This is a genomic window from Psychrobacillus sp. NPDC096389 (assembly GCF_044762855.1).
GTDB lineage: Bacteria > Bacillota > Bacilli > Bacillales_A > Planococcaceae > Psychrobacillus.
Map to the genome: position 1 here is coordinate 154,381 of NZ_JBIWFB010000010.1, position 24,603 is coordinate 178,983.

Here is a 24,603-nt window from a genome sequence, read left to right on the forward strand (position 1 = left end):
CACTGCCTATAAAGAGAACGGCAGCAACCGATCTCTTTAATATTATAGACGTTGTAAGACTTACTCCTCTTCAATTATTTCTTTCAAAATCCCTGCTAGAATGTCTGCTGTTCTGTACTCTTCTTCTAATGCATTATCCACTCCACCAATGCTCAGCAATACTGAATTATCCATAAGATCCTGATTGTAGTCAGCACTTTTCATTCCACTATCCTTAAGAATTATTCCTTCTGATAAACCAGGATATTTTTGTTCCATCTTATTATGGATTTGTTTAGCAAATGCTAGATTTGCTTTATGATTTTTACTTGAAATGGATAAGAACAAAGCTACCTTCGCATGCTTTTTTCCATTAAGCATAATCGTACTATCTTTTCGAGGCGTACTATCTCTATGGATATCTATTAACATTTTTATATTTTTATTGCTCATTAATATTTTTTTTATTGATTCTCTAGAAAGTATATAGGAATCTGTTTTGAGTAACCCTTTTTTCTCTAGTTCACCTTCAAAGTCAGTGGTTTCATGAATGGCATGTATATTTTCTTCTAGTAATGCATCTTTAAGTCGTTTACCTACTAGAGTAATGTTTTTTGTCTCATCTAATACCTTACTCGCATCTTTCAAATTCAATTCTGGTATAAAAGAATCGCGGTTATATGTGTGGTAAATATAAATTGAAGGTTCTTGTTCGGAAGCTGCAGGTACAAGTTTGCTTTGTCCAACTGCGGAAATAGCTACGCTAATTGCTTCCTGCCCTCCTAGAAGGAAAAACCAAGAAATTGCCATAAAACATAATGCCATAGAGGTTGCAATAACAGATAAACGTTTGTATTTTCGTTTTTTATCTAGTTTCCTTGCCTCCTGCCTGAGTTTATTACTTGTCACTGAAACAAATTCTGCTCGTGGTTTAAGTGTATAATTAGCTTTCATGAGTTCGAATAATTCATGTTCATCTTTCAATTTTAATTACCTCCCCTAAATCCCCATTCAACTTTTGTTCTAGCTGTTTTAACGCTCGATGATAAACTACCTTAACCTTGGCTTCACTATAGTTAAGAATTTGGGCAGTTTCCTTGATTGAAAATTCGTTGATTCCCCTTAGGATTAATACCATTCGATAATTTGGTTTGATTTTCGAAATGGATTCATGAACATAATTTTTAAATTCATTTTGCTCTGCATAGTCGATTGGACCTTTTTCACTTGATATTAATTGTTTGAAGAAGCCCTCTTTAAGGATGATTGTGAATCGTGCTTTTCGATAGTGGTCGATTGCTACATGTTTTGCAATAGAAAAAATCCACGTTTTCAAACTAGCAGAATAATTATATTTTGATAAATTCTTCAAAACTCGGATAAAGACTTCCTGCGTCATATCCTCGGAGTCATTTTGATTTCCGGAATAACAAATAATGAACTTGTAAACGTCTAAATAGTATTGTCTATATATTTCATCGATCTTATTCTCCAAACTGTCTGACTCGATCAAATTCATCCCCCTTTTTTTCGGTATAACTATTATTCGTTTGAGCCTTCAGAAAGGTTACACAATATTAGTAATTTATTTTATTAATTGTAATGCAAAAAACTGCTTGTCTTAAATAGACATGCAGTTCTTTGTATTTATTTAGTATTCCATCTAAAAGAAAGAATTAGTATCCTATTTTATGTAGTTCTTAATTACTTCACATACTTTGTCAATTTCCTCTTCTAGGAGATACGGATGCATTGGAAGTGAAAGCACGGTGTCACAGAGAGAATTAGTCGTTTCAAAATCATTATCACTTACTTCTAAATATGCAAATGCTTGTTGTTTATGCATTGGCTTTGTGTAATAAACCATACTTGGAATACCTTGCTCATTCAATTTCTCCTGTATTCCATCCCTTTGCTCTTTGCTCACTAGCGTGATAGTGTATTGAGCAAAACTTGAATAGTACCCTTCCGGTATGTAAGGTGTTTTGACCAACCCTTTTAATCTATCATTGTAAAGCCCATTTATTCTATTCACATCTTCTAATTCATGATCAATAAAAGCCTTAAGTTTGACTTTTAAAATGGCAGCCTGAATCGTATCAAGTCTTGAGTTAACACCAATTCGTACATTGTCATACTTATTCTCTCCTTTACCATGCACTTTCAAGGAATTAAGCAGTTTGGTTAAGTCGTCATCATTTGTGAAAATTGCCCCACCATCCCCATAACATCCTAGCGGTTTGGCAGGAAAAAAAGATGTGGTAGCGGCATTTCCAAAGCTGCCAGCTCTTTTTCCGTAAATATGGCCACCAAATCCTTGTGCACTATCTTCTAAGACTAACATATTATACTTTTTAGCTATTCGCTCAATCTCTGGATAATCAGCTGGAAGACCAAATAAATCTACTGGTATAATAACCTTTGGATTTAATTTCCCATCCTCAATTGTTCTTTCAATGGCCAACTCCAACTTCTTTGTATCTATATTAAAAGTATCTTTATCCACATCTACAAAAACTGGGGTTGCGCCTCTAAAAGATACAACTTCGCCAGTTGAAAAAAATGTAAAGTCAGGAACAAATACAGCGTCTCCTTCTTTAATATCCCATGCCATCATTAAGAGTGTCATTGCTTCTGTCCCATTTGCACAGGAAATACAATGTTTAACTCCAACAAAATCTGCTAATTCTTTTTCAAGCTCTTTTACTTCTTTACCACCAATAAAGTTAGCATCTGATATGACAGAACTAATAGCTGTATCGATTTCCTCCTTATATTGCTTATATTGACTTTTTAAATCTCTAAATTCCATGATCGATTAAACCCCTTCGTATTAAATTCCATATTATTTCTTTATACTAATAAATGAATATACGTTTCTAGTTAAAATGTCTTTTACTTTAGTTAAAACGTTTAACTCGAATAAAAGTTCCAATATTAAGTAAATTGACGATTTAGCTTTCCACCTGCCACTTAACTATCGAAAAGTCCCCAATTCCATTACTTATGTAGAAATAGACCTAAAATGTTCAAAAGTGATTGCGGTATAAGAATGGTATAATGGAATTTCGATAATCAATTAGGTTATATTAGTTAAGTGTATAAATAAGGAGCTATAAAAAATGAATAAGCAATCACAAAAGACGTTATGGGCGCAAGTAGTTAAAACAGGGATCATCAAGTCAAATCTCATTCCGATGGTCGCAGGATTAATGCTCGCTTTATTTACATATCAATACAGTTTTGCAGATAATATTTGGAATATAGTTTTTGCCTTTTTAGGAACAGCAGCCGTTATTGCAGCGGCTGGTTCGTTCAACAACATTTACGATCGGGATATTGATGCCATTATGGCCCGTACAAAAGTTCGTCCGACTGTTACAGGCGCTATATCGATTAAGAAAGTTTTAATAGTTGCCATTTTATTATTAGTAATTGGGCTAATTTTATTGTATTTGGCTTCACCATTAGCATCTTTTCTTGGTTTTTTAGGTGTATTTTTCTACGTAGTACCTTATACAATGTGGACTAAACGCTATACCATTTGGAATACGGAAGTTGGAAGTATCTCAGGTGCAATGCCTCCTTTAATCGGTTGGGCAGCAGTGGCTCCTGATATTTGGCATCCTGCATGTTGGGCATTATTTTTAATCATGGTTATATGGCAAATGCCTCACTTTTATGCTATTGCTATTCGTAAAAAAGATGATTATGCTGCAGCAAAAATTCCTATGCTTCCCGTTGTTAAAGATCGAAAACGCACGTATATCCAAACTAATTTTTATTTAATTTTATTGGTGCTATCTAGTTTTTTATTTTTACCTTTAAGTTTAGGTCTAACCTTGGTTTCACTTGTTTTAGGTCTAATTTGGTTGTGGTTAAGCTTGTTCGGCACAAGGAAAATGGATATGAAAGATTGGTCCAATAAAATGTTTGTATTTTCCTTAGTGCATATGATTGTTATTTACTTTACGGTAATTATTTACTCTGCAATCGGTCTAATTTTACAGGTATTTTAATGATGGATAGGCTTAAACACAATATTAGCTGGCAATCCCAAAATAAAATTAACCTACCACATATTTCTATTTTCGAAAATAGCAGGCATAAGAAAAGACCATCGATAATGATGGTCTTTTTATTCGAACAGAAGTAAGTTTAAGTAAATTGTTTCACAATATATTTAGGGGATTTATACTTAACTTTTTCTGTTTCTAAGGAACAAACAGGATACTTTTTGCAACAAATTCAAAATGAGCACCATCCTATAAATAAATTGACATAATAACTAAAGATTAAATATTTCTATTTAGAATGGTGTAAATACTTCGAGATATTCCCCTTAGATCAGCTGCCTCAAACCAAAGAGACTCCTCTCATATTTTGAATTTCAATCTTTACATAAGCCCCGCCTTCTACTCTATTTTGTGCCAGGATTTTCCCGCCATGTTTTTCAGTTATTGTTTGAACGATAAATAAACCTAAACCCGAATGACCAGTCTTGCTTGTTCGTGATATATCCTCTCGATAAAATTTATTAAAAATTTGAGACATATTTTTATTCGAAAAGCCTGGGCCGTTATCTAAGATTTCGAAAACGATTTGCTGATCAGTAATTGTCGTTATCCACTTCATTTCCCCATATTCCGGAGTGTAGTTAAGACTATTTGTTATCACATTATCTAACACTTGATTTATACGAAATAGATCTATCCAAACTTCAGCGTCCTCTTTTTTATCGATGACAGCATCGAATTTTATATTCTTAGACTTGCATAGTAGTTCATATTCATTTACTTTTGACTGTATCCAGTTTTCCATATTTGTAACTGTGAAATTTAATTTGAATTCTACCTGTTCAATTTGGGAAACATCATTTAATTCCTTAATTAACTGAATCGTTCGTATGCAACTAGATTGAATTGTTAGCAAGTATCGTTCCAAACGATCTGGATGATGTTCTTTCACTTCTAACAACCCCTCCACATGCCCCAAAATAATCGTAAGAGGAGTTTTTAAATCATGAGCAACAGTTGCTATCATATCTCTGCGATCCTCTTCCAATTTCCATTGCCTTTTTAGTGATTCCTTCAAAGCCTCTTTCATTTCTTCGAAAGCAGCAACTAGCTTGTTCAGTTCCACTGTGCTTTCAATATGGGATAAGGAAAAATTAAGATCATGTTGTTGGATCTTATGTGCACTTTCAATAATTTCATTAAAGGGTTTTTCAATTCTGCTACTGAATTGTTTACCTATTAGAAAAGAAAACAAATAAAAATAAACGAATGGTGCCAAAAAGATAATTACTCCTATTCCAATAAATAACATGGATGACTGGGGATTAGATGATGCTAAAGATAGTTTGTAGCGAAATCCAATGGCACCATTCATTGCTTGGTTTTCGTCAAAAATAGGGTAATATTGAATAATCCTTTGTCCGTCATACTTATTTTTGTTTATGTTTGTTGCTAGATCTATCGAGGAAGAAATATAACTATCGCCCATGCTTCCATACATAAAGTCCCCATCTATATCAACCACTTGATAATCTAGCCCCTCTAATGGAATCAATTTGTTTAAAGTATCTTTATTAGTTACAGGAAGAATATTCCTTTGTTTATAGATAAAGTGTAGCAGTTCTGGAATTTTGCTTTCATAATAATTTGCTGGTTTCATTAGTTCGTGTTTTGAATATATAGAGAATGCGAGGATGATTAATCCCCAAGTAATTAACGTAGCGGTCACACTGAACACTAAAATAAGATGAAAGGAAAACGTAATTTGAGCACGTAAGGTTCGTTTCCTTCGTATGTTTAACCTTCCCATTTATAGCCAACTCCCCAAACTGTTGAAATATAAGGGACATTTGGATCACATTTTTGTAGTTTAGCTCTAATCTTCTTAATATGTTCTGTTACGGTGGTGGAATCTCCTATTGCCTCTAGGCCCCACACATGTTCATAGATTTGATCTCTTGATAAGACATGATTAGGATGTAAAATAAAATACTTAATTATTTCAAACTCTCGATTCGTTAAGGCTACTTTATCTTCATGGCAAAATAGCTCGTATGCCTGTAAATCTATGATAAGATTTTTTTGATGTAAGCGCTGATAGGTTTTCCCTTGAATTCGCTGCTCCCTTCTCAGATGAGCATAAATTCGTGTTTTTAGCTCTTTCATGCTAAATGGTTTCTCCATATAATCGTCTCCACCGAACATCAGACCCTTTATTCTATCTTGGACTGTATTTTTTGCGCTCACAAAAATGATCGGACATGAAATACTTTCCCTAATCTTTTGACATAATTCATATCCATCCATTCCAGGCATCATCACATCGAGTATAATTAGGTTCGGATTTTTTGGTAAAATACGCAAAGCTTCCTCGCTGTTATAAGCACAAAACACCGTGTATCCTTCATCTTCTAACGAATCCTTTATAAAAGAAACGATGTCTCTCTCATCATCGACTATTACGATTTTCTCTTTCACTTCGTATCATCCCATCCAATTTCGCTTTTTCCATACAATTATACTAATTATATAACTTATAAGAATAATTAGTAATACAAGCAAAAGTAATGTATCATTCTGTTTCCCTAGCACTTGAAAGATGGAATCCGTAAAAGTTAAAAAGAAAGATAAATGGTCAGAGACATATATGCTACCAATTAGGAACCCAATAATTCCTACATAAGCTAAAATGACATTTGGCATGAGCACACTAATAAGACTACCTATTGTGATGACCGCCAAAAGGATTAGAAAAGAAATTCCATAAAACTTTAAGACATACACAAAAGCTCCAAAAGGCATAAGTGAATCCGTATTGAAAAAGGACACCTCAGATACTAGTGGAAAGAATAATCTTCCATACATCGTTCCAACCAAACAAGTGATAAGTAGCAACGAAAAAGTAATCGTTCCTTGTACTCCCCATTTCACTATATATAGTTTGATACGTTCCTGAGGTCTTAATAAAATGAAACGAAATGCTCCTGATGTATATTCCCCATTAAAACTATCCACTACAAACATGGGGATTAATATAAAAAGGTGAAACAGGCCTAACTCCCTTAAAAGGAAAGGAGCAGTGTTTAAGGAATTTAACATAACAATATGATCTGGATCATAAAAGCTCCTACCATCAATCAAAGTTAGGAACAGACATTCTAGACCAATTAATGCAATGTATATAACGATGCCAATCCAAGTTTTCTTTCTTTTAAACGTACGCTCGAACTCACTTATCCATATTTTTTTCATTTTGATATCCCACCTATATAAAAGAATCTTTTTTCTTTGTCATCAGCATTGTTAAACAAGCGAATACAAAAGTATAAATACCTATTACAGAAAAGTTCCATCCCATCCAATAGTTTTTTTCTGCAAGCATCAAAGTAATTCCCTGCCATTGGATCATTGGAATAGACGTGAAAAATAACTTCATATAAAGAACTTCCCCTATTAAATCTTTGATATAAGGAAGAATATGAGGGTACAAAAGAGAAAATAACAGAAATCCTATACCGCTTCCAATAGCTGTAGTAGTCGTACGACTAACAACTGCAATGAAAAACAGAATGGAATTCATCGCTACTACGGTTGAAATTGCTATACCATAAAACTTCAAATTGTATATCATTCCATCAAGTATTGTGGCCAAGTCTTCGTGAAAGAATAAAGGAAATTCTTTAGGGGTAGAAAAGATAATTACTCCAAGAAAGTTACTTACAATAAAATAAGTAAAAAAGAACAAAAGAATCGTACCGAGTGAAACTATAAATTTTGCAAGCAGGATTTCTGTATAGGAATACGATCGAATTAATACCATTCGAATTTGTCCGGTCCGATATTCTTCCGTTACAGTCAAAACAACAATAATGAGTATAATTCCTTGAAAGGCTGTTATGAGCATTTCAGAAAGACCTAAAATAGGGAAATTCCAAGCATTGGTATACTGCGCTAAATTTGTCGATAGCATTTCATTTTGACTTAATAAATATTTTGCAGAGCCTAAAAGAATGATAGGGATACTAAAGAATGAAAACCATGTAGTTTTTCTACTCCATAATCTTTCCCACTCACTCCGCAGTAATCGTTTCATCGAGACACCAACTCAACAAATGCATCTTCTAAACTTTGGTTACTTCTAGCTAACTCATCCTTATGGCCAGACCATAACATTTTACCCTCACGAATAACAATAATTTGACTACAAACCTTCTGTAATTCATCTAATAGATGGCTTGAAATCAGTACGGTAATCCCATACTTTTGATTGAGTCTCAATATAAGCTCCCTTAAATCCCGTATTCCCATAGGATCTAATCCATTTACTGGTTCATCTAGTATTAAAAAGGATGGTTTCCCTAATAAAGCTTGCGCAATCCCCAACCGTTGCTTCATACCAAGTGAATACGTACCAACTTTGTCTTTGGCACGGTCTTCCAAGTTAACAATTTGCAGAACTTCTTCTACTCTGTCCTTTTGTTCCGTTACAGTTAGCTGTGGATGCAGCCGTGCTAAATTTCTTAAATTTTCTTTACCAGACATATAAGGAAAGAAAATTGGGGACTCGACAATAGCACCAATATTCATTACTACTTGTTTCCTATTAGTAACGATACTGTTTTCATTAATATAGATGTCTCCGTTGTTAGGGCGTATAAGGCCAGTTAATAGTCGAATTAAGGTTGTTTTACCAGATCCATTCGGACCCAATAATCCACAAATTGTCCCTTTTTCAATCACAAAACTTATTGAATCCAATAGAACACGCCCTCTCACCTTTTTGGTAATATTCTGCACCGATAAAATATGATCATTCATATGAATCCCTCCTCGTATGCCATTATAAAAAACAAATATAAAGATTTTATAAAGTTCACTACTTATTTGGATTGAATGATTAGAACAAAGAAAAAGACTGAACCCTTTTCGGATCCAGCCTAGAAATTTATTGAGTTTTGTTTGACAACACTGGTTGAAGGATGAATATGACTACATATATAATGTGATTAATGCATAACGGCATAACGGCATATCGTCCATTGAATATATCCGTAAATTAAAATACCAAATCAACATGTTATTTGGTATTCTATAAATTTAAAGCGACTTACCCTCTTTCGAAACTAGGAGAATACTGCAATTTTACGAGCAATAGATTCTGTTAAGCGCGATGCTACTTTTGGAACAGCCCATTTAATAATTGGTGTTAACATCGCACCCGATATTCCACCAGCATGGACTTCTACTGTACAAGTCATTGTCGTTTTACCATCAACTTCTGCTGCGGTAAAGTGACCGCTTCCTGTAAAATTATCCGTTAAACCTTTTAGTTCAAACGTAATATTGGAAGGTTCATTCCATTCGGTAATATCTACCTGTGCACGTATTGTCTTTTTAATACCCTTCACGTTACCTTCAAATGTCCAAATAGATTGCTTGTCATCGATAATTTCATGTTCTTTATAGGCTGGTACCGTCGTCGCCCATTTTTCAAGATCACTGACATAATCCCAAACTGTTTGTACATCTACTGGAATTTCTACTGTATGTGTTCCTGTTGCCATTATGATCCCCTCTTTCACTACGAATAAATTGTAAATTTAAATTCCTACATTGATATTATTACATACTAAGGAAAAACTTACATCAACCATTATACATAACTTTTCTTCTTTCAATCACTTGATTATTTATAAAACCAAAATTTTTTAATCCTCATTTGCTACATTACTGAAATAATAAATATGACGGTAACTGATGTTAATTTTCATAGACTGGTACAATTTCATTAAATTCTGTTCTCTTTTTCTCACTATCGAATACAACTGTTTTATTTAAGAAGAAATAAATTCTTAAACCATCTTTAGTTTGTATAATCTTTGCATATTCACTTTCTCCGTCTTTTACCTGTTTTATATTATTATCAGTTATAACTCCATAACGAACAAAAAAATCATCAAAATTAGTAAATGACCAATTTATTCCATCTTCTGTTTGAAGAGGTAATGCACCTCCTCCTAAGTGCCACTTCCATTTAGCACCTTTTAATTTGATAAATCCATCGTAAAGATTGTTGTCTTTCGTATAAAAAACCAGCATCCCGTCATTAACAACTTCTAAATGAATTATCTCTTCTACCTCCATATGTGCCTCTTTCATTTCTTCCAGTAATTGTTCTTCAATAGTATTATTTTCAACATTACTATTACAGGAACTTAATAGAAGTAAACAAACTATTATGCTGAGTTTTACACTTATCCTTTTCTTCATTTTTCTAGGTCCTCCTGGTCATAAAACTAAACCGCTCCTTATTATATTGAGCTGCAAAAGAATTTCATTTATCAATATTATTCTCCCCATATTTTACCCAGAGCCAAAAAGTAGTGACAGCAGTAATAGGTATAAACATTGCTATTCTTTCAAAAATTTTAGAGTCTTGCATCAAAAAAAAGAACATTAATATTCCAGAAGATATAAATACGATAAAAAATTTCCGCATACCTTTCTTTTTATCCATCTTATCTCCCCTCGTTGAACTTTACTTATTTGGTTTAGCACTAAAAATACTAAAACCAGTTACTATACATAGCAATAACAGCAATAATAATCTTAACCAGTCCATTGTAAGCCAAAACTCACCGCCATTAACGATATCTGGGCTTAAACCATACTCATCCACAAAAATACCTAAATTCCAAAATAATCTAAGCGAAATAAGTAAGGAAAAGAAACTTAATAAAAATACCGTAATCGAAAAAATCCGTTTTCTCATTATGAAATCCCCTTTAAAACAAGTATTTTATCTAATTCCCACAAACCAGCGTTAATTAGAAGAAAATTAAAAGTAATGCTCCTGTAATGAAACAATAATAAGTAAAATAAACTAGCTTCCCATTTTTCATAATCCCCATAAACCATTTCATCGCAAAATAAGTCATTAAAAGTGTTGCAATAAATGCAGCTAAATATGGAATTGCTAATTCAGCTTTGTTCGGCTCATGTAGAAAATCAGAAAAACCTAGTATAACTCCGCCCAAGCTCACTGGAATATACAACAAAAACGAAAATCGTAAAGCCGTATCTTGTTTCATACCAACAGCGATAGCCGAAATAATCGTAGCACCTGAGCGACTAATCCCTGGAGTTAATGCAACTGCCTGCCCTAATCCCACTATAAAAGCATCTTTTATAGTAATATCACGTTCGCCTTTATTTCCTTTTAAATTGCGAATTACCCACAAGGCGATCCCTGTAAAGAAGAGCATTATTGCAATCGTTGTCATACTAACGTTTTCTGCTATAAAATCGCTTAACAATATCCCAAGTATAGCTGCTGGAATCGTGCCGATAACAATAAAGAAAACAAAACGAAAATCACTCTTATAGCGATAATTTTTCGTTTTCACATAAAGCAATGAATTAATCGCGAGCCTTGCGATATCTTTCCTATAAATATATAATATGGCAAATAGAGAAGCTGTATTTGTTAAAATCGCAAAAGTAAACCCTTGTTCACCTAGCCCTAAAATCTCACTAGCAATCATTACATGCCCGCTAGATGATACTGGAATTGGTTCTGTAAAGCCTTGGACTAACCCAATAATAATCATTTTTATTATAAAAATAATGTCTAATTCTCCCATTGTGTCCCCCAGAAATTCACATTTTTATCTAATAAAGAAAACACTAAGCAACCGAACGGTCTTTGAGAAAAGCACCTGTTAATACTAGAGACTGGTTTAGATTATTTATCTATTTTAATGGTAATCTCTGAGGTATCCATTCCAAGCCTTTTCTTTAACTCTTCTGTAATAGAGAAAGTTATAGTTGCCCCTTTTGCCATATCGGCAAATTTGTGATGTATCGCGGTAACCACCGTTCCATCAGTGGCATATGATTCAGATGGTTCCGTGTTAAATGTTAAATGCTCATTATAATTCCCACTGATTTTTCCTTGAGTAAAAATGTCATTTGGTAAAACAACATAAGCTGGTTGTCTTTCTATCACAGAAATTTCAAATGTATTTTTATTAACTCCCACTACTCCATCTTTTGCGATAGGTGATCCATTGACTTCTAATTCATAATCCCATAACCTTATTGCTAAATCTTTTAATTGCGCGTCACTATAATCATTTAAAAGCTCATCAATCAATTGATTATAATAATCTGCTTGCTCTTTTGTATTGTTATAATTCGTTTGAATACTTTGCAATGTTTCTTGAAGTTCCTCATTCTCTATTTCTAATGCCTTTATCTTTGCATCCTTCTCATCCATTTGATTACTGTCTTCCAATGCACCTTTATCTATACAACCTGATAAGAAAAAAATCATGCTTAATGTTATTAATAAAGCTCCTTTTTTTTGCAATTCAATCCTCCTAAAATCGGCTAATCTTATTAACATCCTTATACTCCAACAATATGTGTTGAAATAGCAGCATTTTAAATTTCAAATTGAATAACTTATAATAATTCGCTTTCTTTTTTAGGAATACCTGCTTAGATAGGTAAATGCGTTTTTAGTTAGAGAAGAATACATTTATTGTTATATCTTCTTGTCTACCGTTTCCACCATCATTTGAGATACTACTTTTTATGTAATCATCCAATTCATTTGGTTTTCCATAGTAGATTCTTATAGCGGCAGAACTAAAATAGAATGGCTGTCCTGTTTTAACAACTTTAATCATATTATTCTTATTTGGAGAATAACTAGTGTACAGTTCTGTTTCTCTGTATTCCATCTCATAAAAAAATTCACCAATTGAATAAACCAAGAATGTACAAGCTATTCCAACAAAAAACATGAAAAACCAAAATAGCCAGCCACGTTTATTAGGATTTTTTATTTAATCATCATCCTCCAATTCTTATCAACCATTTTCTAACTTCATATTAAATCTCTACTCCTTAATATGACTTTATTTAGTGTATGAAGTTCCCCTTCTACATTTGTTTGCAAGTCCATGTTATGTTGTCTACACTTTAACCAAATTACAAAAGAGGAGTGTGGGAATGAAAACAAAACTTTTACTACTTGGCTTGTCAATTATTGTGATCATAATTGCAATTGTGGGGGTTCGTGAATTCGTTTGGTCCACACAGGTAAGTGAGGGTGATCAAGCAACTACTAATGCCATTGTTGAAATGTTTGTGGAAGCAAGCGAATCCAAATTGAATGATGAAGAATTTGGAAAATGGGCTTCGGATATGAATGTAATGCTTTCAGAAACGATGGATAACCCGAAATTAAAAGAAGCTAACAACGATGATGGTTTCGAATATTACTTGAAAGCACAAGAAGTCAATCGGCAATTTCCAAAGCACTTGATTATAGAAAATAAAGATCTCGAAAAGGAACATTCGAATTTGATTCTACTATCAAGTTATATCTTACATAATCAGTTCACTCGAACCGCACATATTGATCCTAACGGAGAGGCTAAGCAATCAACGGAACATGCAGACCAGTGGAAACCGACTGATGAAAGCATGTCAAGTATTTGAGTATCTAAAGCAGATTGTGAATGATATTGACGTTGCCCTTAACCATTATGGAGAAGGTAAAACTTTTGGTGTGACGCATTTTTCGAATGGCGAAAAGGTAAGCGAAGTTGAAAGATTTATTAAAGGATCTTAAAAAATATCCTTTAGAAATGTATGTCTCATGTAGCTAACTTAATTAGAATTACTTAAAATTAATGACTGCAATTTATCTAAGCATTTACTTTGAACATTCCTGATATAACTAAGGATTTCCTATTTGTTAAGTAATTTTTTGAGGAATGAAAAAGGGAACATCCGATTTAGGACGTTCCCTTTTTCATTCCATTAAAACCTCTTATAATGGAATAACTTTAAAGCTAATGAAGCCTGTTTATAAGCTGTGTTTCCCTGACCAGGCTCCTTGTATTTTACTAAGGAATACAATTTGTCCAATATGATACGCGTCGTGCATCGCTAAACTCTTCAGTTCAAGTACTAAGGATCTTTCTCCAGGAATCTGTCTATACAAATCTTCATCTTCAGATTTTGCTAGTATTTTTTCAAGTTCACGATGAACATCAAAGTACTCTTGTTTTGTTTCCTTCCAATTTTGAACCGTCTCAGTTGGTATTCGAAATGTTGATTCATTATTTTCTGCTTGGGGTTCATTCGCTGTTTCACCAATAAATCGCATCAGAAGTCTCTTTTTATAAAAAAGTAAATGACAAACTAATTCCCAAATGGAATTCATTGCCCCCTCAGCTGGTTTCCAGGTTGCCTGTTCCAAAGTAATATTCTCTAGTACTTTTTCAAGTGGTGGAAACCAGTCTTCTTCATCTAAGCAGCTTGCCCATTGTTGTAACAAAAGCGTCTTTACTTCCATTTTCTTTTCCCTCCCATTTAACAACTCCATTTATATATACTAATTCGATTTCCGTATCTAAACTCCTTCTTGTTCAACTAAACTCCCCCTTAATTCAATAAGAAAAAGTGCTCTACGCTTTCTTGAAGTAAAGCACCATTTAACTAAGGGAAAATTATTCACAAGCCCAATTTACTCTTTTTACCCCCCTAATTAATTCAATTATCAGTAATCAAAAACACTTGATATTTCCCCAAATGAGAAAAAGTTGTTCAGTATCTTTTTTGGCTATTCGAATTCTATCTCCACATTTTCTTCTATCCAAGATGGGTAAAAATTGAGATCTAACCGAATAGGGTTTGTAAATGTAGTAAACGACTTATCTGGTAGTTCAAATTCGATTTTCCCCTCTCCTGGAGAATTAGTCACTGAACCTTTTACATAGTTAGATGAGACTGGTGTACGTCCCCCATAGTGTATATAAAATTCTTTTCTATCAGCATCTTTAAATTTTAAAAATCTGACCATATTCATATCGTAATCCTGACCTACTTCTACAGTAAAACTGAGACGATTATCCTCCACCTGCAAGTTGGAGAATATTGATTTGGAAGGTTGTTCTAAAAACTCTTTGGATTCCAGATCAATTAAAATGTATGCTTCCTCTTTATTCATTGCTGCGATTTTCCCAAATGTTAATGTTAGCTTCTTTGGCTCATAAAAGTAAAAGCTTTCTTTAAGTGGTACTTCCCATACATTGCTTTCCTTTAGTGGTTTATATGCATTTCCTGGGAGAGCAGACCATTTTCTTCCCTTTTCATCTACTAATTCTAATTCATCAAAAGGGCGAGCAAGAAGTTTCTTTGTATTATTAGGATTTTCTTCTATCCTAACAATTGTACGGATTGGATCTACTATTAATTCTTTCACTTTAAAATGTTGACCTTCAATTTCAACTTCTTTATTCACAACGATGTTCTTACTCTCCACTTCCATCTTTTTATAGGTAAATGGAATGTTGAAGTTCTCTATGACCTCCCCATTTTTTATACCTATTGCTAAAGACAGATTGTTTTTATAAGGAACATTCTCGATGTACTCAGAACCGCTGAAAACTTTGGAATCTGACTTTGTACTCAAAGGAAGGGCAGAATCCATAAAGTCGAGACCATATTGAACATTCATTTCTGACCATAAACGGAGGTATTTTAGTCCAAGTGAGCTTTCATCCATATCTTTTGTACGGACAGAATAAAAAATAACCATTCCTTTTTTGTCTGCAATTACTCCATCTAGTGTCACTGTAATACCGTTCTTTTCTTGAGAGAGATTTAAGGGTTGATAAAATTCATTTTCAACTGCAGCCGTTAAACCTCTATCTTGTTGTATAAGATCAATAATGCGTTCCATCCCTGGTATAGCTGCGACCTTGGTTGCGAACACAGGAGATACTGAGACTGATGTGATAAATGAGATGAGAAGAATTGCGGCAATCACAATTGACCATGAACTCCGTTTTATTATCTTGGTTCTTTTTAACACTCGCTCTTTTTTGGCTTTTTCGAATCCACTTTGTACTGCGGAATGTAACTTGTCCTTTGATACATGGACTTGTTCAATTGATTTCTTTCGCATCTCCAACTTCCTTTTCTCTTCCTCAAACACGTTTAACCTCTCCTTTCTCTTCAAATCCTGCCCTTAGCGTCCGCAATGCTTTATGTAATCGGGTTTTAATCGTTCCTTCAGGGGTATTCCACATCACGGCAATGTCCTTTATTTTGACATCTTCAAAGTATTTTAAATGCAATAACTCTCTTTCATAAGCCGATAAATTCAATAGTGCTTCCTCGAGTTCCAAAAAAGTGAAATCTTCGGTTACTCCTTGTATGTTAAGAATTCGTTCTTCCAACACTTCCCTATTACTTTTCTTGATGACATCTTGACAATAATTCATCATAATCCGGATTAACCACGTTTTAAAATAGGCTGGCTCCTTCACCGTTTTAATTCCTTTATAAGCTCTATATGTTACTTCTTGGATTGCCTCTAGTGCATCCCCTTCACTTTTCAAATAGGAAAAAGCCGTTCGATATAATACTTCTTCGTATGTATGCATTAATGTTAGAAATGCTTCTTCATCCCCTTTGATTGCTTTCTTCGCTAACATCTTTTCGCTCAAGATTTCACCTCATTTCATTTGCCCCTATCTATTAGACCTACAACTTTGAAAAAAGTTTTTAGAATGTTGGTTAAATAATTCATAGTCGAAACTTTAATAAATCAAAAAACATAAAAATAAATAGCCTAGTTCAACTAAGCTACTTATTTTCAACACTTATTTTTTGGATGCTAAGTTCCAAGCTATGAAAAATTCTTCTACAGAGGAATACCTGAGAATTCTTTCTTCTTCAACAGCCTTTATTGCAACTTCATAAAGTTCACTGCTTGCATCCCACTTTAAAAGTGATCGGTCTAGTTCTCTTCCTAAAAGCCCAAATGCAATTGCACCCATGTTGAAGACGTTTGTTCTTCCATCTATTTCAGCACCGTGCTGGAATTCTTCTGGTGACATAAATCTTGAAGAACCCCAAAGTCTCCCCATAGTATTTATGAATGGTTTTTTCATATATAGATCAATATCACAAATCTTTGTAATGTTATTTGTAAAATCGTATAGAATACTACCATCATAAAAATCAACGGCTACATAATTCTTCTTCTCCACATGTACATGAAATTCAAAAATACTCTTTAATGATGCTAAGCGGTATGCAATTGGTAATTGTTTATACCGAAAAAAAGGCGAATCTGGATGATTATACTTATGTGGTGGAGGGAATGACCAATGTGAATGTAGACATTCTCCATCAAACCAATCAAACACTAAAGCATATCCATTCTCCACCTCGAAATTTTCTAATAGATTTATCAAGCATGGGTGTTTCAAATTCTCATAAAGTGAAATAGATCTTTTTAAAGTTGCAATGGCATTCTCTGGTTGTCCAGAATAATGTAATGTCTTCGCCCCTGCATATTTCACAAACCTTTTCATACCATCTTTTTCAATTCCAAAAGAAATATTCCCAGAATCTTGTTCATCAAAAACACAAAAAACATCGCCAAGTTCCTGAAGCCATTCAAAATCATGTTTCTCTTTTAATCGAAATGAAACATTTCCTAAACAAATTTCTTGAGAATCGTTCATTAGAACCTCCAAAATTCTTATTTTTTACTAACTCTAACCTTCAAATAAAGCACAAAGTTATTTAGATAAAAAGTGAATATTCTATATTTTTAGAAATTAAAGCGCAATCTTATCGTTCACCAGCATAATCATTTTTAAGAAATCAGATTTAAAATAACCCCTTCAATATGTTCAAGCAGCTATGTATCCTGTATTATTTTCTAATGAACTATTATGATGTAAAAATTCATCACCCTTTGGCTAAATTTTTGGATAGAGTCCTTTAGAAATTAAATAATCCTCTGCTTCTTTAATTCTAGTTTTATTATATCTAACAAAAAACTCATATCGTCTTATCAACCATTTAAATGTCATGTCGCGTATATGTGTATCATCTCCACCTTGAATTAAGGGCACCGCTTTAGTAAAAGAATCAAAACTTAGTAAAGCAATAAAGCAATCCAAACTTTCAATTTTTTTCTTAGTAATAATCTCATAGGCATCTAACATCTGTTTTTTGAAATGAACTCCAAACCATGAATAACCCAATACAATTGCATTCGCCAAATCATAACGATAGTCCGATATTCGAGCTTTTTCCCAATCCAAAACGGTTAATTTTACTGCATTGTTTACTATTACATTCCAAAAATGATAATCCCCATGATTGAGAACTTTATTAAATTTTACCCCTGTAAATCTATCAGATAAATTCTCTAATACTTGTAGATATTTGGGGTCTTCAAACGCCATAACTCTAGTTTTCAAACTATCTATGTATTGATGAATATAATTCTCAGTCCAAAGGTCATTGTCACTGAAATTACACTCTATAGTATCAAGATCAATTGAATGAATAAGTGCAAGTGTTTCTCCGAATCTTCGATATGCCGAAATCGATTTCTCAGGATTCATTAAACACAGTTTGTCTAGTGTTAAGCCCTCTATCTTTTCCATAAGAATTAGTTGATTTTCTTTATCTTCAAAATAAACTCTTGGTACATTCATGGAATCAATAATCGTCTTGCTTTTAAGTATTGCTAACTCTTTATTAAACTTACTTTCTCCTAAATCAACTCTTTCATCTGTTGGAAATTTCTTCACCACAATCTCTTTAGAAAAAGTTTCTCCATTAATAGATTGTGTAAGAGTGAGCATGGCTATGTCGTTACTAAAACCATCTTTGTTTATTACTAAATTTTTTATATCGATCTCTGTTTTCATGGAACTTCTTTTTTGTATTAATTGTCTTATGCTATTGTAAATATCTACATTTTCCATATTAGTCCCCCAGCACTCCACTGTCTAAGGTTGTTATTCTAATCGTCTAGTAATATAAAATTCTTCACCTATACTGCCCCGTTAGAAAAAAACTCTACTTCTTACTGAAAAGAACTACCTATTTAACGTGAAACAGAGGATAGGTTTTAATCACAGAAAAATCAGTTTAATCGAAACTTATTCCAGATAACTTCGTATTAAGGTAAATAGGCTAAAAAGGAGGAAATATAATGAAAAGTATAGAAAAGGAATATCCAATATTGAAAGAAGACCGTAGACGAAAAGATAGTAAAACCAGAAATATTAAATCACTTATTATATTAGTTATAGGAGTTATTGGAATAACCATTAAAATAATATTTTTTAGCTGAAGTACTTGGATATAGATCAATCAACAACGTACCAAAAGTTGTCCTGTTCGTTTAAATGTAACATTTCACAATGGATTTCTAAGATATACTTGATATTTTGGAAAAACAGACCATCGAATTGATGGTCTTGTTTGACTAAAACAATCATTTGTTTAATTACATTATTCACAATGGTTACTTTTCAACATGAACTCCAAAAAGCGGTCCATGTATTTACTTTATATATCTTTTACCATGATTTTTGAAAGGTCTTTCTTAATTCATCTGCAACCCGAACTAACTTTTCCTTTAAACTATCAAACCAAGGTGGTGTATCATTTATTTCTTGGTAATTTAAAGAGCGTAATAATTTGGCGAACTTAAATAAGTTTGCATATCTTTGGTAATATGCAAATTGAGCCACTACATCATTTTCTAAAATCATTTTGGAGCGATATCCATTCAAAAAAGACTGAATTAGTAATTTTGAATGTGGATTGTCACCTTCCATAAAATCATCAAGAGCTGTAACAATATCAAGTGCATACCAGTGGTACATTGCATCATCAAAGTCGATTACATTGAAACTATGATCTCTATTCTCTTCAAAAAAGATATTATCTAATTGAAAATCATAATGTATCAATCCGTACACGTCATTTCCAGTAGGTATCGATTGAAGCCAAGTAGTTACTCTATTTAACTCCTCTAAGGCAACAAGTTCGGTTGGATGCTTTTGAAATACACTTTCCATAAACTGTACTGTGTCCAACCAATTTTTTCTTCTTTCAGATTCAGGTTCGAATTTTTTGGCCAAACAATGTAGTGATCCTAGTGATTTTCCCCATTCTTCCACCTGTTTTTCTGTAATTGTATCGGAATTCAAATTAATTCCTTTAGCAGCGCTAAAGGCAACTGCAAAATACTTTCCATCAGGAGTCATTAGTGTTTCAATAAGTTCTCCACTTATTGATTGAATTGGTGTTACAGTTGGATATCCATTTAAGTGTAAATATTGCATATACTCCAACTCAGCTTTTAATTGTTCAATAGTTTTCTCTTGCTCAAAACTAAACCTCAAAAAATATGGAACTTGATTACGTTCAAAAGCATACACAAAGTTTGAGCTTGCACGATACAATTTCAATGTTCCTTCGTCATATTCCCAGAATTGAATGAGCCTCTGGGCGACAGTATCCGATGCTAATACTCGTGCCATGTTTTCTAATTTCATCATCTCTTATTTTTCCTCCCATTACCTTTGAGAGGATTTTACTTTATTTAAGAAGTAATCCCTCTCATTAGCATGCTATTTTGAAATTTTTTCATTTTCAATAAGTCACCCCTTTCTTAAATTTCGGCTATAAAAAAGTCAATAGCCTGACATCTTCTAATTCTACATAATATTAAAAATCCCTCTATTGTAATTTCTTTACTACAATAAGAAAAAGAGCTGCCGAACCATGCTTGTTCAGCAACTCTTTAATAGGTTGTTTAAATATTAATTTAATTCAACATTCGAATGCAGTGTAAAATGATAAAGCTTTGTAGCTATTGTCGATCCACTGAAACTTTTTCTCCTAAACTACCATCATCTCGGATTTCAAACCTACCAATTTTTCCTGGTTCAGAAAGTATTGCCGTACCTTTTACTTGATGTTGCGAGACTTCCCCTGCATTACTCATATATTCTACTTGAGCGGTAAAGTCATAAAACTTAGGTGTGTTATTATTCTCACTTTTAGTTACTAGAATATCACTAACTTTCATTTCGTACCGAACGTTTTCGTCAAAGCCTAAATATCCATAATGGTATTTAAAAGCAATAACACTAGATATAAGGGTATCGAAAGCTTCGTCCATAAAGTAAGGTCCATACATTTTTTTCACCAAGTCCTCATAGGCAAGCCATTCATCTGACACACCCGACTCTTCAGCACCATTTACTTCATTAGCTTCAGGTGTGCTGCTGCCTATATCGGTCATTTTTTTATCTATATTTTTGACAATAACTAAATACTCTTCGTTTGGAACTGTAAATTCCGATTCAAGAACAGCACGGACCGCTTCTTTATTTTTATCTTCTGTTGAAAAAACTACTTCTTTTTGGAGTTCAGACTTTTCTCCCGAACAACCCACAAACAATAAACACAAGCTGATCCAGAAAAAGATACTTCCTATTTTATTAATTTGTTTGTAATCCACACTAATTTCCCCTTATTATCATTTGGTTATATTCAAATTATTTTGTTAATCGTAATACGTAAATAAAGTTAAAAAGTTCCACTTTTCTATATCTTCTTTTTTACACAAAACTACTATATACCCTTTTTCTTATTAAATTATTATTGTTGTTATTCTCAAATTAAAAAACTGAAATAGAAAAAGCATCACAAATGGTAGCAAATCATCTAACATATTTGCTACCATTTGTGATGCTTTTAGTTATATATACTATTAACACTTGAACCCATCATCATTCAAATGCCTTTTTGGAAACTTAATATTTCTCCACTTTTGAAGTCCAAATTCGATGAACATAGTAACCATTTATCTCTATTTTATCTAAATGCACAGTAACCTGTACATTTAGATAAGCTGCCCATTGTGGAAGTAGTTCGGTTAAATAATCAGTTACTTTTCATCTGGAGTTGCATAACCAACATTTACCTCTCTAAATAAACCGTTTGAGAAATCCGGATACAATGAATTTGTCCACTCATAAACTTCCATTTGAGAATCAAAAATCCTCTCATCTTCCGGATATTGCCCATTGATTCATTGGATTTCTATAAACATGGATAAAACCATGATAAAATTGTTCAATTACCTTATCTCTATTAAAAGGCTCATACTCCTTATTATCACTCTATTTCCTATTTCCATTATCGAAGTAATTTCTTCTTGTAAATTAATCCAACTATTTAACTCGGTGTCGTAAAGCTGTTGAAAATATTCTTCTGAAAATGTTACTGCTTGCTTTTCTTCCTCTAATAGCAAATGGAAACTAGTTTTTTGACACAGTTCATACCATTCTTCAGTAAAATATTTCATTTTATTACCCGCTCCTCTTTCTAAAGGATTAAGTTCAAGTTTATGATTAAGCTCGCGTATGTTGAATAACTATTCGTACCCACCTTGGGGCTCTGGGAGTAACTTATATTCATCTTTGCTTTTAATTATATTAAAGACATAATTTCTCAACTCAATTAGTTGGTTTGCATCGTTCGTTGGTTCGCAGTATTCCCCGGAAACTAAATGTGTTATCACTTCACCATTGATAATAATTTTCCATCTATCCTCTTCGTACGGCACTTGCATACAAACCGATCCATTTATAGGTTTAGGTGTAAATTCCTTTGTTTTTGTTATATTAATTTCTTTCATTTTCCCATAAATATCTTTCATTTCTTCTTCTGTTAAGATTAACTCTGTGGACGCAGTACCATCTGTGATTAAATCCTTAGTTACCGTTCCTTCGAAAGTATTAATTTCATTCTTTTTTTGAATACCAAACTGAATAGAAAAATCAAAATCACTAGGCATATCTTTTGGCATACTTTGAATAGTAGAATTGGTTACATTTTTAGAAATCTTGTTGTTAAGTTCATCCTCATTATCGCTTTGTTGACAGCCCAATAACCCTATTGATAAAAAAATGAAGAATAAAATTAAGCTAAATTTTTTCAATAAAATCACTCCTTTAATAATTAGACAGAATTTTGTAGTTTTCGTTTCAATGAATCTTGTAGTAATTTGTTCAAATAACTTGCTTGTTTAGTCAATAAGAAAAATGCTTTACCCCTTTTTTGAAGTAAAGCACTCGTTAGTTGAACAAGCTCATTTATTAAATATGGATAAACAGGGCATCATCTGACTTAATCGTGACCAAAGGATGTTCAGGCATGTTCTCTTCAGTCAGGAAAATTTCTTTATCAAGAACGCTCGATAGCTTTTTCATAAACCCAAATACGGCATTAGCTTCATTTAGACTTTTAATATCTATTGGATTAACGTCAAATTCCATTTCGTCTTTTGAAAAGAAATGGCAATTTATCAAAGCAGCACCGTCGATATCAATAGACAATAAAATGCTATGATTTTCACGTTCTTCAAACAACTCGATAACATTTTTTATTTCATTGACTGTTTCTAATCCATCTTTATACAAAGTAATCTCCCAACGAGATAAGTAAATCCAATCATAGAACTTTTGCCAATCCACTAAATCCACATCAAGAACATATATATCCCTTAGACTTCCATCATTGAAAAATACATTATCCAAAACCTCACTAGTAATCTTACTTTTCATACAATCAATCCTCACACATAATATGTATCTGGGTGGCATTTGCAAAAGCATTAATAAATTCTATGCTCAACTTTATGTACAATACCTATTCATTTAGGTAAGTATCCCAATCGTAATCCTCTATTTTGTAAAACAAATATGCGTCATTTCTCTCATATGCACACAAAGGGGGTTCTTCAATAAAAGATAAAATAGAATCATCAATATTTAAAATGACACCTATGGAGATATATTGTAGGTTATCAGGATTATTTAGAAATTCATCATCTTCATATCCACTTAATACAGACCATCCAGTGTCTTGTTCATCTTTGGCATGATCTCTTAACATAAAGTTAAATTCTTTTCTCTCAAGCACATCATTGCTAACTATAATCTTTGCGTCAAAGTAATAATCCCATTCAGAAGAAGTAGGGTCTTCATATTCGGTGTCACATATATGTTCTGTTTGAAAAGTGATTTCTTGGCCATACTTTAAATTTTTAAAGTTTAGCGGTTCATTCGTAAGCATACCTTTGAAGTAATTTCCTTGCCTATAGCTTATTTCAACCCACATTCTTTCGCCTGCATATTCCTCGTTCTTAGTTGCTACAAAGATTAACTTAACAATATCTCCTACGTTTAACATATCTATTACTTGTTTGCTTGGAACATAAAAGGTATAAGGTGATTCTTTATTTCTTTCATACACATTATCTAAATACCAAGACATTCTTATTCCTCCTTGAACTTTTTACATTCTAACTTTTTTGCTGGATCACTTTGTTGGTTTAAGCACAGCACTTACTCCACTTATTGAAGAAGTTGCAACTCCCAGATTCTTTACAACCTATACATTTTTTCTTTTTTCAGTAATAGTCTGTGAAATAAATAAAAAATGACAGTTAACAAGCTCAAAATAAATAACTGTATTGCCGATATCCATAATATAAATACTAGATCTGCACCTAGTACAACCTCACCTGGTGGCAGTTCTTTAGGGGGAGAGGGAAATAAAATTTTATAAGAATATATAAAAACAGAACAAAAGAAACCTGAATAGATAGAAATTAAGTATTGATGCAATGCTAGTTTAAATTTTATAACTAAAAAGAAAATATTAAGAAGTATAATAACTAAAGGTAATA

General features: G+C 33.0%; 28 protein-coding genes. 3 read left to right on the forward strand and 25 right to left on the reverse strand.

Annotated features, from left to right (window positions below; all coding sequences use genetic code 11):
• Positions 1-60: 60 nt before the first annotated feature.
• The 3 genes from spoIIP to ACIQ38_RS20150 all read right to left on the reverse strand — a co-directional run bounded on the left by spoIIP (position 61) and on the right by ACIQ38_RS20150 (position 2,791).
• A complete protein-coding gene (gene spoIIP, locus ACIQ38_RS20140) occupies positions 61-963 on the reverse strand; it encodes a stage II sporulation protein P (protein ID WP_402827420.1) in 903 nt (300 codons plus the stop codon).
• Positions 953-1,492, reverse strand: coding sequence for an RNA polymerase sigma factor (locus ACIQ38_RS20145; RefSeq protein WP_402827423.1), 540 nt, complete (start codon positions 1,490-1,492; stop codon positions 953-955). The genes spoIIP and ACIQ38_RS20145 overlap by 11 nt, the downstream gene beginning before the upstream one ends.
• 171 nt (positions 1,493-1,663) lie before the next feature.
• Positions 1,664-2,791, reverse strand: a complete 1,128-nt coding sequence (locus ACIQ38_RS20150; protein ID WP_402827425.1) for a DegT/DnrJ/EryC1/StrS family aminotransferase — start codon at positions 2,789-2,791, stop codon at positions 1,664-1,666.
• Positions 2,792-3,101: 310 nt separating this feature from the next.
• On the opposite strand from ACIQ38_RS20150, the gene cyoE reads away from it, so the two are divergent.
• On the forward strand, positions 3,102-3,998 hold the full coding sequence (gene cyoE / locus ACIQ38_RS20155; protein ID WP_402827427.1) for a heme o synthase: 897 nt from the start codon (positions 3,102-3,104) through the stop codon (positions 3,996-3,998).
• Between the two features lie 337 nt (positions 3,999-4,335).
• Here the strand turns inward: cyoE and ACIQ38_RS20160 are convergent, their stop codons facing one another.
• The 11 genes from ACIQ38_RS20160 to ACIQ38_RS20210 form a co-directional block, all read right to left on the reverse strand.
• On the reverse strand, positions 4,336-5,805 hold the full coding sequence (locus ACIQ38_RS20160) for a sensor histidine kinase (RefSeq protein WP_402827429.1): 1,470 nt from the start codon (positions 5,803-5,805) through the stop codon (positions 4,336-4,338).
• A complete protein-coding gene (locus tag ACIQ38_RS20165; RefSeq protein WP_402827431.1) occupies positions 5,793-6,473 on the reverse strand; it encodes a response regulator transcription factor in 681 nt (226 codons plus the stop codon). The genes ACIQ38_RS20160 and ACIQ38_RS20165 overlap by 13 nt, the downstream gene beginning before the upstream one ends.
• Before the next feature lie 6 nt (positions 6,474-6,479).
• On the reverse strand, positions 6,480-7,247 hold the full coding sequence (locus ACIQ38_RS20170) for an ABC transporter permease (RefSeq protein WP_402827434.1): 768 nt from the start codon (positions 7,245-7,247) through the stop codon (positions 6,480-6,482).
• Between the two features lie 13 nt (positions 7,248-7,260).
• Positions 7,261-8,088 carry an ABC transporter permease gene (locus ACIQ38_RS20175; protein WP_402827437.1) on the reverse strand — a complete coding sequence of 276 codons (828 nt, stop codon included), beginning with the start codon at positions 8,086-8,088 and terminating at the stop codon, positions 7,261-7,263.
• Complete coding sequence (locus ACIQ38_RS20180; protein WP_402827440.1) at positions 8,085-8,813, reverse strand: ABC transporter ATP-binding protein; 729 nt, start codon at positions 8,811-8,813, stop codon at positions 8,085-8,087. The genes ACIQ38_RS20175 and ACIQ38_RS20180 overlap by 4 nt, the downstream gene beginning before the upstream one ends.
• Positions 8,814-9,118: 305 nt before the next feature.
• On the reverse strand, positions 9,119-9,559 hold the full coding sequence (locus ACIQ38_RS20185) for an SRPBCC family protein (protein WP_402827443.1): 441 nt from the start codon (positions 9,557-9,559) through the stop codon (positions 9,119-9,121).
• Between the two features lie 196 nt (positions 9,560-9,755).
• The gene (locus ACIQ38_RS20190; RefSeq protein ID WP_402827445.1) at positions 9,756-10,265 is read right to left on the reverse strand and encodes a hypothetical protein; all 510 of its coding nucleotides are present in this window, start codon (positions 10,263-10,265) and stop codon (positions 9,756-9,758) included.
• 64 nt (positions 10,266-10,329) lie between these two features.
• On the reverse strand, positions 10,330-10,512 hold the full coding sequence (locus ACIQ38_RS20195; protein WP_402827448.1) for a hypothetical protein: 183 nt from the start codon (positions 10,510-10,512) through the stop codon (positions 10,330-10,332).
• A 21-nt stretch (positions 10,513-10,533) separates the two neighbouring features.
• Positions 10,534-10,767: a hypothetical protein gene (locus ACIQ38_RS20200; protein WP_402827450.1), complete on the reverse strand. Its 234-nt coding sequence runs from the start codon at positions 10,765-10,767 to the stop codon at positions 10,534-10,536.
• Between the two features lie 55 nt (positions 10,768-10,822).
• Positions 10,823-11,638 (reverse strand): undecaprenyl-diphosphate phosphatase, encoded by an 816-nt coding sequence (locus ACIQ38_RS20205; RefSeq protein WP_402827453.1) that lies wholly within the window; start codon positions 11,636-11,638, stop codon positions 10,823-10,825.
• A 101-nt stretch (positions 11,639-11,739) separates the two neighbouring features.
• On the reverse strand, positions 11,740-12,366 hold the full coding sequence (locus ACIQ38_RS20210) for a hypothetical protein (RefSeq protein WP_402827456.1): 627 nt from the start codon (positions 12,364-12,366) through the stop codon (positions 11,740-11,742).
• A gap of 647 nt (positions 12,367-13,013) precedes the next feature.
• On the opposite strand from ACIQ38_RS20210, the gene ACIQ38_RS20215 reads away from it, so the two are divergent.
• Complete coding sequence (locus ACIQ38_RS20215) at positions 13,014-13,505, forward strand: hypothetical protein (RefSeq protein WP_402827459.1); 492 nt, start codon at positions 13,014-13,016, stop codon at positions 13,503-13,505.
• A 370-nt stretch (positions 13,506-13,875) separates the two neighbouring features.
• Here the strand turns inward: ACIQ38_RS20215 and ACIQ38_RS20220 are convergent, their stop codons facing one another.
• The 5 genes from ACIQ38_RS20220 to ACIQ38_RS20240 form a co-directional block, all read right to left on the reverse strand.
• Positions 13,876-14,367: a DinB family protein gene (locus ACIQ38_RS20220; protein WP_402827462.1), complete on the reverse strand. Its 492-nt coding sequence runs from the start codon at positions 14,365-14,367 to the stop codon at positions 13,876-13,878.
• A 267-nt stretch (positions 14,368-14,634) separates the two neighbouring features.
• Positions 14,635-15,981 (reverse strand): DUF4179 domain-containing protein, encoded by a 1,347-nt coding sequence (locus ACIQ38_RS20225; protein ID WP_402827465.1) that lies wholly within the window; start codon positions 15,979-15,981, stop codon positions 14,635-14,637.
• A gap of 22 nt (positions 15,982-16,003) precedes the next feature.
• Entirely contained in the window at positions 16,004-16,525 is a 522-nt protein-coding gene (locus tag ACIQ38_RS20230; RefSeq protein ID WP_402827468.1) for a sigma-70 family RNA polymerase sigma factor, read from the reverse strand.
• 156 nt (positions 16,526-16,681) lie between these two features.
• Positions 16,682-17,551, reverse strand: a complete 870-nt coding sequence (locus ACIQ38_RS20235) for a serine/threonine-protein kinase (RefSeq protein ID WP_402827471.1) — start codon at positions 17,549-17,551, stop codon at positions 16,682-16,684.
• Between the two features lie 240 nt (positions 17,552-17,791).
• Complete coding sequence (locus ACIQ38_RS20240) at positions 17,792-18,811, reverse strand: aminoglycoside phosphotransferase family protein (RefSeq protein WP_402827474.1); 1,020 nt, start codon at positions 18,809-18,811, stop codon at positions 17,792-17,794.
• Positions 18,812-19,041: 230 nt separating this feature from the next.
• On the opposite strand from ACIQ38_RS20240, the gene ACIQ38_RS20245 reads away from it, so the two are divergent.
• On the forward strand, positions 19,042-19,182 hold the full coding sequence (locus ACIQ38_RS20245) for a hypothetical protein (RefSeq protein ID WP_402827477.1): 141 nt from the start codon (positions 19,042-19,044) through the stop codon (positions 19,180-19,182).
• A gap of 229 nt (positions 19,183-19,411) precedes the next feature.
• Here ACIQ38_RS20245 and ACIQ38_RS20250 read toward each other — a convergent pair whose 3' ends face one another.
• From ACIQ38_RS20250 to ACIQ38_RS20275, 6 genes are all read right to left on the reverse strand, one after another.
• Positions 19,412-20,398, reverse strand: coding sequence for a phosphotransferase enzyme family protein (locus ACIQ38_RS20250; protein ID WP_402827480.1), 987 nt, complete (start codon positions 20,396-20,398; stop codon positions 19,412-19,414).
• A gap of 314 nt (positions 20,399-20,712) precedes the next feature.
• Positions 20,713-21,366, reverse strand: coding sequence for a hypothetical protein (locus ACIQ38_RS20255; protein ID WP_402827483.1), 654 nt, complete (start codon positions 21,364-21,366; stop codon positions 20,713-20,715).
• A 621-nt stretch (positions 21,367-21,987) separates the two neighbouring features.
• Entirely contained in the window at positions 21,988-22,215 is a 228-nt protein-coding gene (locus ACIQ38_RS20260) for a hypothetical protein (protein WP_402827486.1), read from the reverse strand.
• Positions 22,216-22,284: 69 nt separating this feature from the next.
• Positions 22,285-22,851, reverse strand: coding sequence for a hypothetical protein (locus tag ACIQ38_RS20265; protein ID WP_402827489.1), 567 nt, complete (start codon positions 22,849-22,851; stop codon positions 22,285-22,287).
• A 157-nt stretch (positions 22,852-23,008) separates the two neighbouring features.
• On the reverse strand, positions 23,009-23,476 hold the full coding sequence (locus tag ACIQ38_RS20270; RefSeq protein ID WP_402827492.1) for a hypothetical protein: 468 nt from the start codon (positions 23,474-23,476) through the stop codon (positions 23,009-23,011).
• Between the two features lie 85 nt (positions 23,477-23,561).
• On the reverse strand, positions 23,562-24,188 hold the full coding sequence (locus tag ACIQ38_RS20275) for an immunity protein Imm33 domain-containing protein (RefSeq protein ID WP_402827495.1): 627 nt from the start codon (positions 24,186-24,188) through the stop codon (positions 23,562-23,564).
• Positions 24,189-24,603: the final 415 nt, after the last annotated feature.

Excerpts from the sequence above, each read along its gene's own strand:
- ACIQ38_RS20150 (WP_402827425.1), bottom strand. The coding sequence starts at position 2,791 with ATGGAATTTAGAGATTTAAAAAGTCAATATAAGCAATATAAGGAGGAA.
- cyoE (WP_402827427.1), top strand. The coding sequence starts at position 3,102 with ATGAATAAGCAATCACAAAAGACGTTATGGGCGCAAGTAGTTAAAACA.
- ACIQ38_RS20160 (WP_402827429.1), bottom strand. The coding sequence starts at position 5,805 with ATGGGAAGGTTAAACATACGAAGGAAACGAACCTTACGTGCTCAAATT.
- ACIQ38_RS20170 (WP_402827434.1), bottom strand. The coding sequence starts at position 7,247 with ATGAAAAAAATATGGATAAGTGAGTTCGAGCGTACGTTTAAAAGAAAG.
- ACIQ38_RS20175 (WP_402827437.1), bottom strand. The coding sequence starts at position 8,088 with ATGAAACGATTACTGCGGAGTGAGTGGGAAAGATTATGGAGTAGAAAA.
- ACIQ38_RS20180 (WP_402827440.1), bottom strand. The coding sequence starts at position 8,813 with ATGAATGATCATATTTTATCGGTGCAGAATATTACCAAAAAGGTGAGA.
- ACIQ38_RS20185 (WP_402827443.1), bottom strand. The coding sequence starts at position 9,559 with ATGGCAACAGGAACACATACAGTAGAAATTCCAGTAGATGTACAAACA.
- ACIQ38_RS20190 (WP_402827445.1), bottom strand. The coding sequence starts at position 10,265 with ATGAAGAAAAGGATAAGTGTAAAACTCAGCATAATAGTTTGTTTACTT.
- ACIQ38_RS20195 (WP_402827448.1), bottom strand. The coding sequence starts at position 10,512 with ATGGATAAAAAGAAAGGTATGCGGAAATTTTTTATCGTATTTATATCT.
- ACIQ38_RS20200 (WP_402827450.1), bottom strand. The coding sequence starts at position 10,767 with ATGAGAAAACGGATTTTTTCGATTACGGTATTTTTATTAAGTTTCTTT.
- ACIQ38_RS20205 (WP_402827453.1), bottom strand. The coding sequence starts at position 11,638 with ATGGGAGAATTAGACATTATTTTTATAATAAAAATGATTATTATTGGG.
- ACIQ38_RS20215 (WP_402827459.1), top strand. The coding sequence starts at position 13,014 with ATGAAAACAAAACTTTTACTACTTGGCTTGTCAATTATTGTGATCATA.
- ACIQ38_RS20220 (WP_402827462.1), bottom strand. The coding sequence starts at position 14,367 with ATGGAAGTAAAGACGCTTTTGTTACAACAATGGGCAAGCTGCTTAGAT.
- ACIQ38_RS20225 (WP_402827465.1), bottom strand. The coding sequence starts at position 15,981 with ATGCGAAAGAAATCAATTGAACAAGTCCATGTATCAAAGGACAAGTTA.
- ACIQ38_RS20235 (WP_402827471.1), bottom strand. The coding sequence starts at position 17,551 with ATGAACGATTCTCAAGAAATTTGTTTAGGAAATGTTTCATTTCGATTA.
- ACIQ38_RS20240 (WP_402827474.1), bottom strand. The coding sequence starts at position 18,811 with ATGGAAAATGTAGATATTTACAATAGCATAAGACAATTAATACAAAAA.
- ACIQ38_RS20245 (WP_402827477.1), top strand. The coding sequence starts at position 19,042 with ATGAAAAGTATAGAAAAGGAATATCCAATATTGAAAGAAGACCGTAGA.
- ACIQ38_RS20250 (WP_402827480.1), bottom strand. The coding sequence starts at position 20,398 with ATGATGAAATTAGAAAACATGGCACGAGTATTAGCATCGGATACTGTC.
- ACIQ38_RS20260 (WP_402827486.1), bottom strand. The coding sequence starts at position 22,215 with ATGAAATATTTTACTGAAGAATGGTATGAACTGTGTCAAAAAACTAGT.
- ACIQ38_RS20270 (WP_402827492.1), bottom strand. The coding sequence starts at position 23,476 with ATGAAAAGTAAGATTACTAGTGAGGTTTTGGATAATGTATTTTTCAAT.
- ACIQ38_RS20275 (WP_402827495.1), bottom strand. The coding sequence starts at position 24,188 with ATGTCTTGGTATTTAGATAATGTGTATGAAAGAAATAAAGAATCACCT.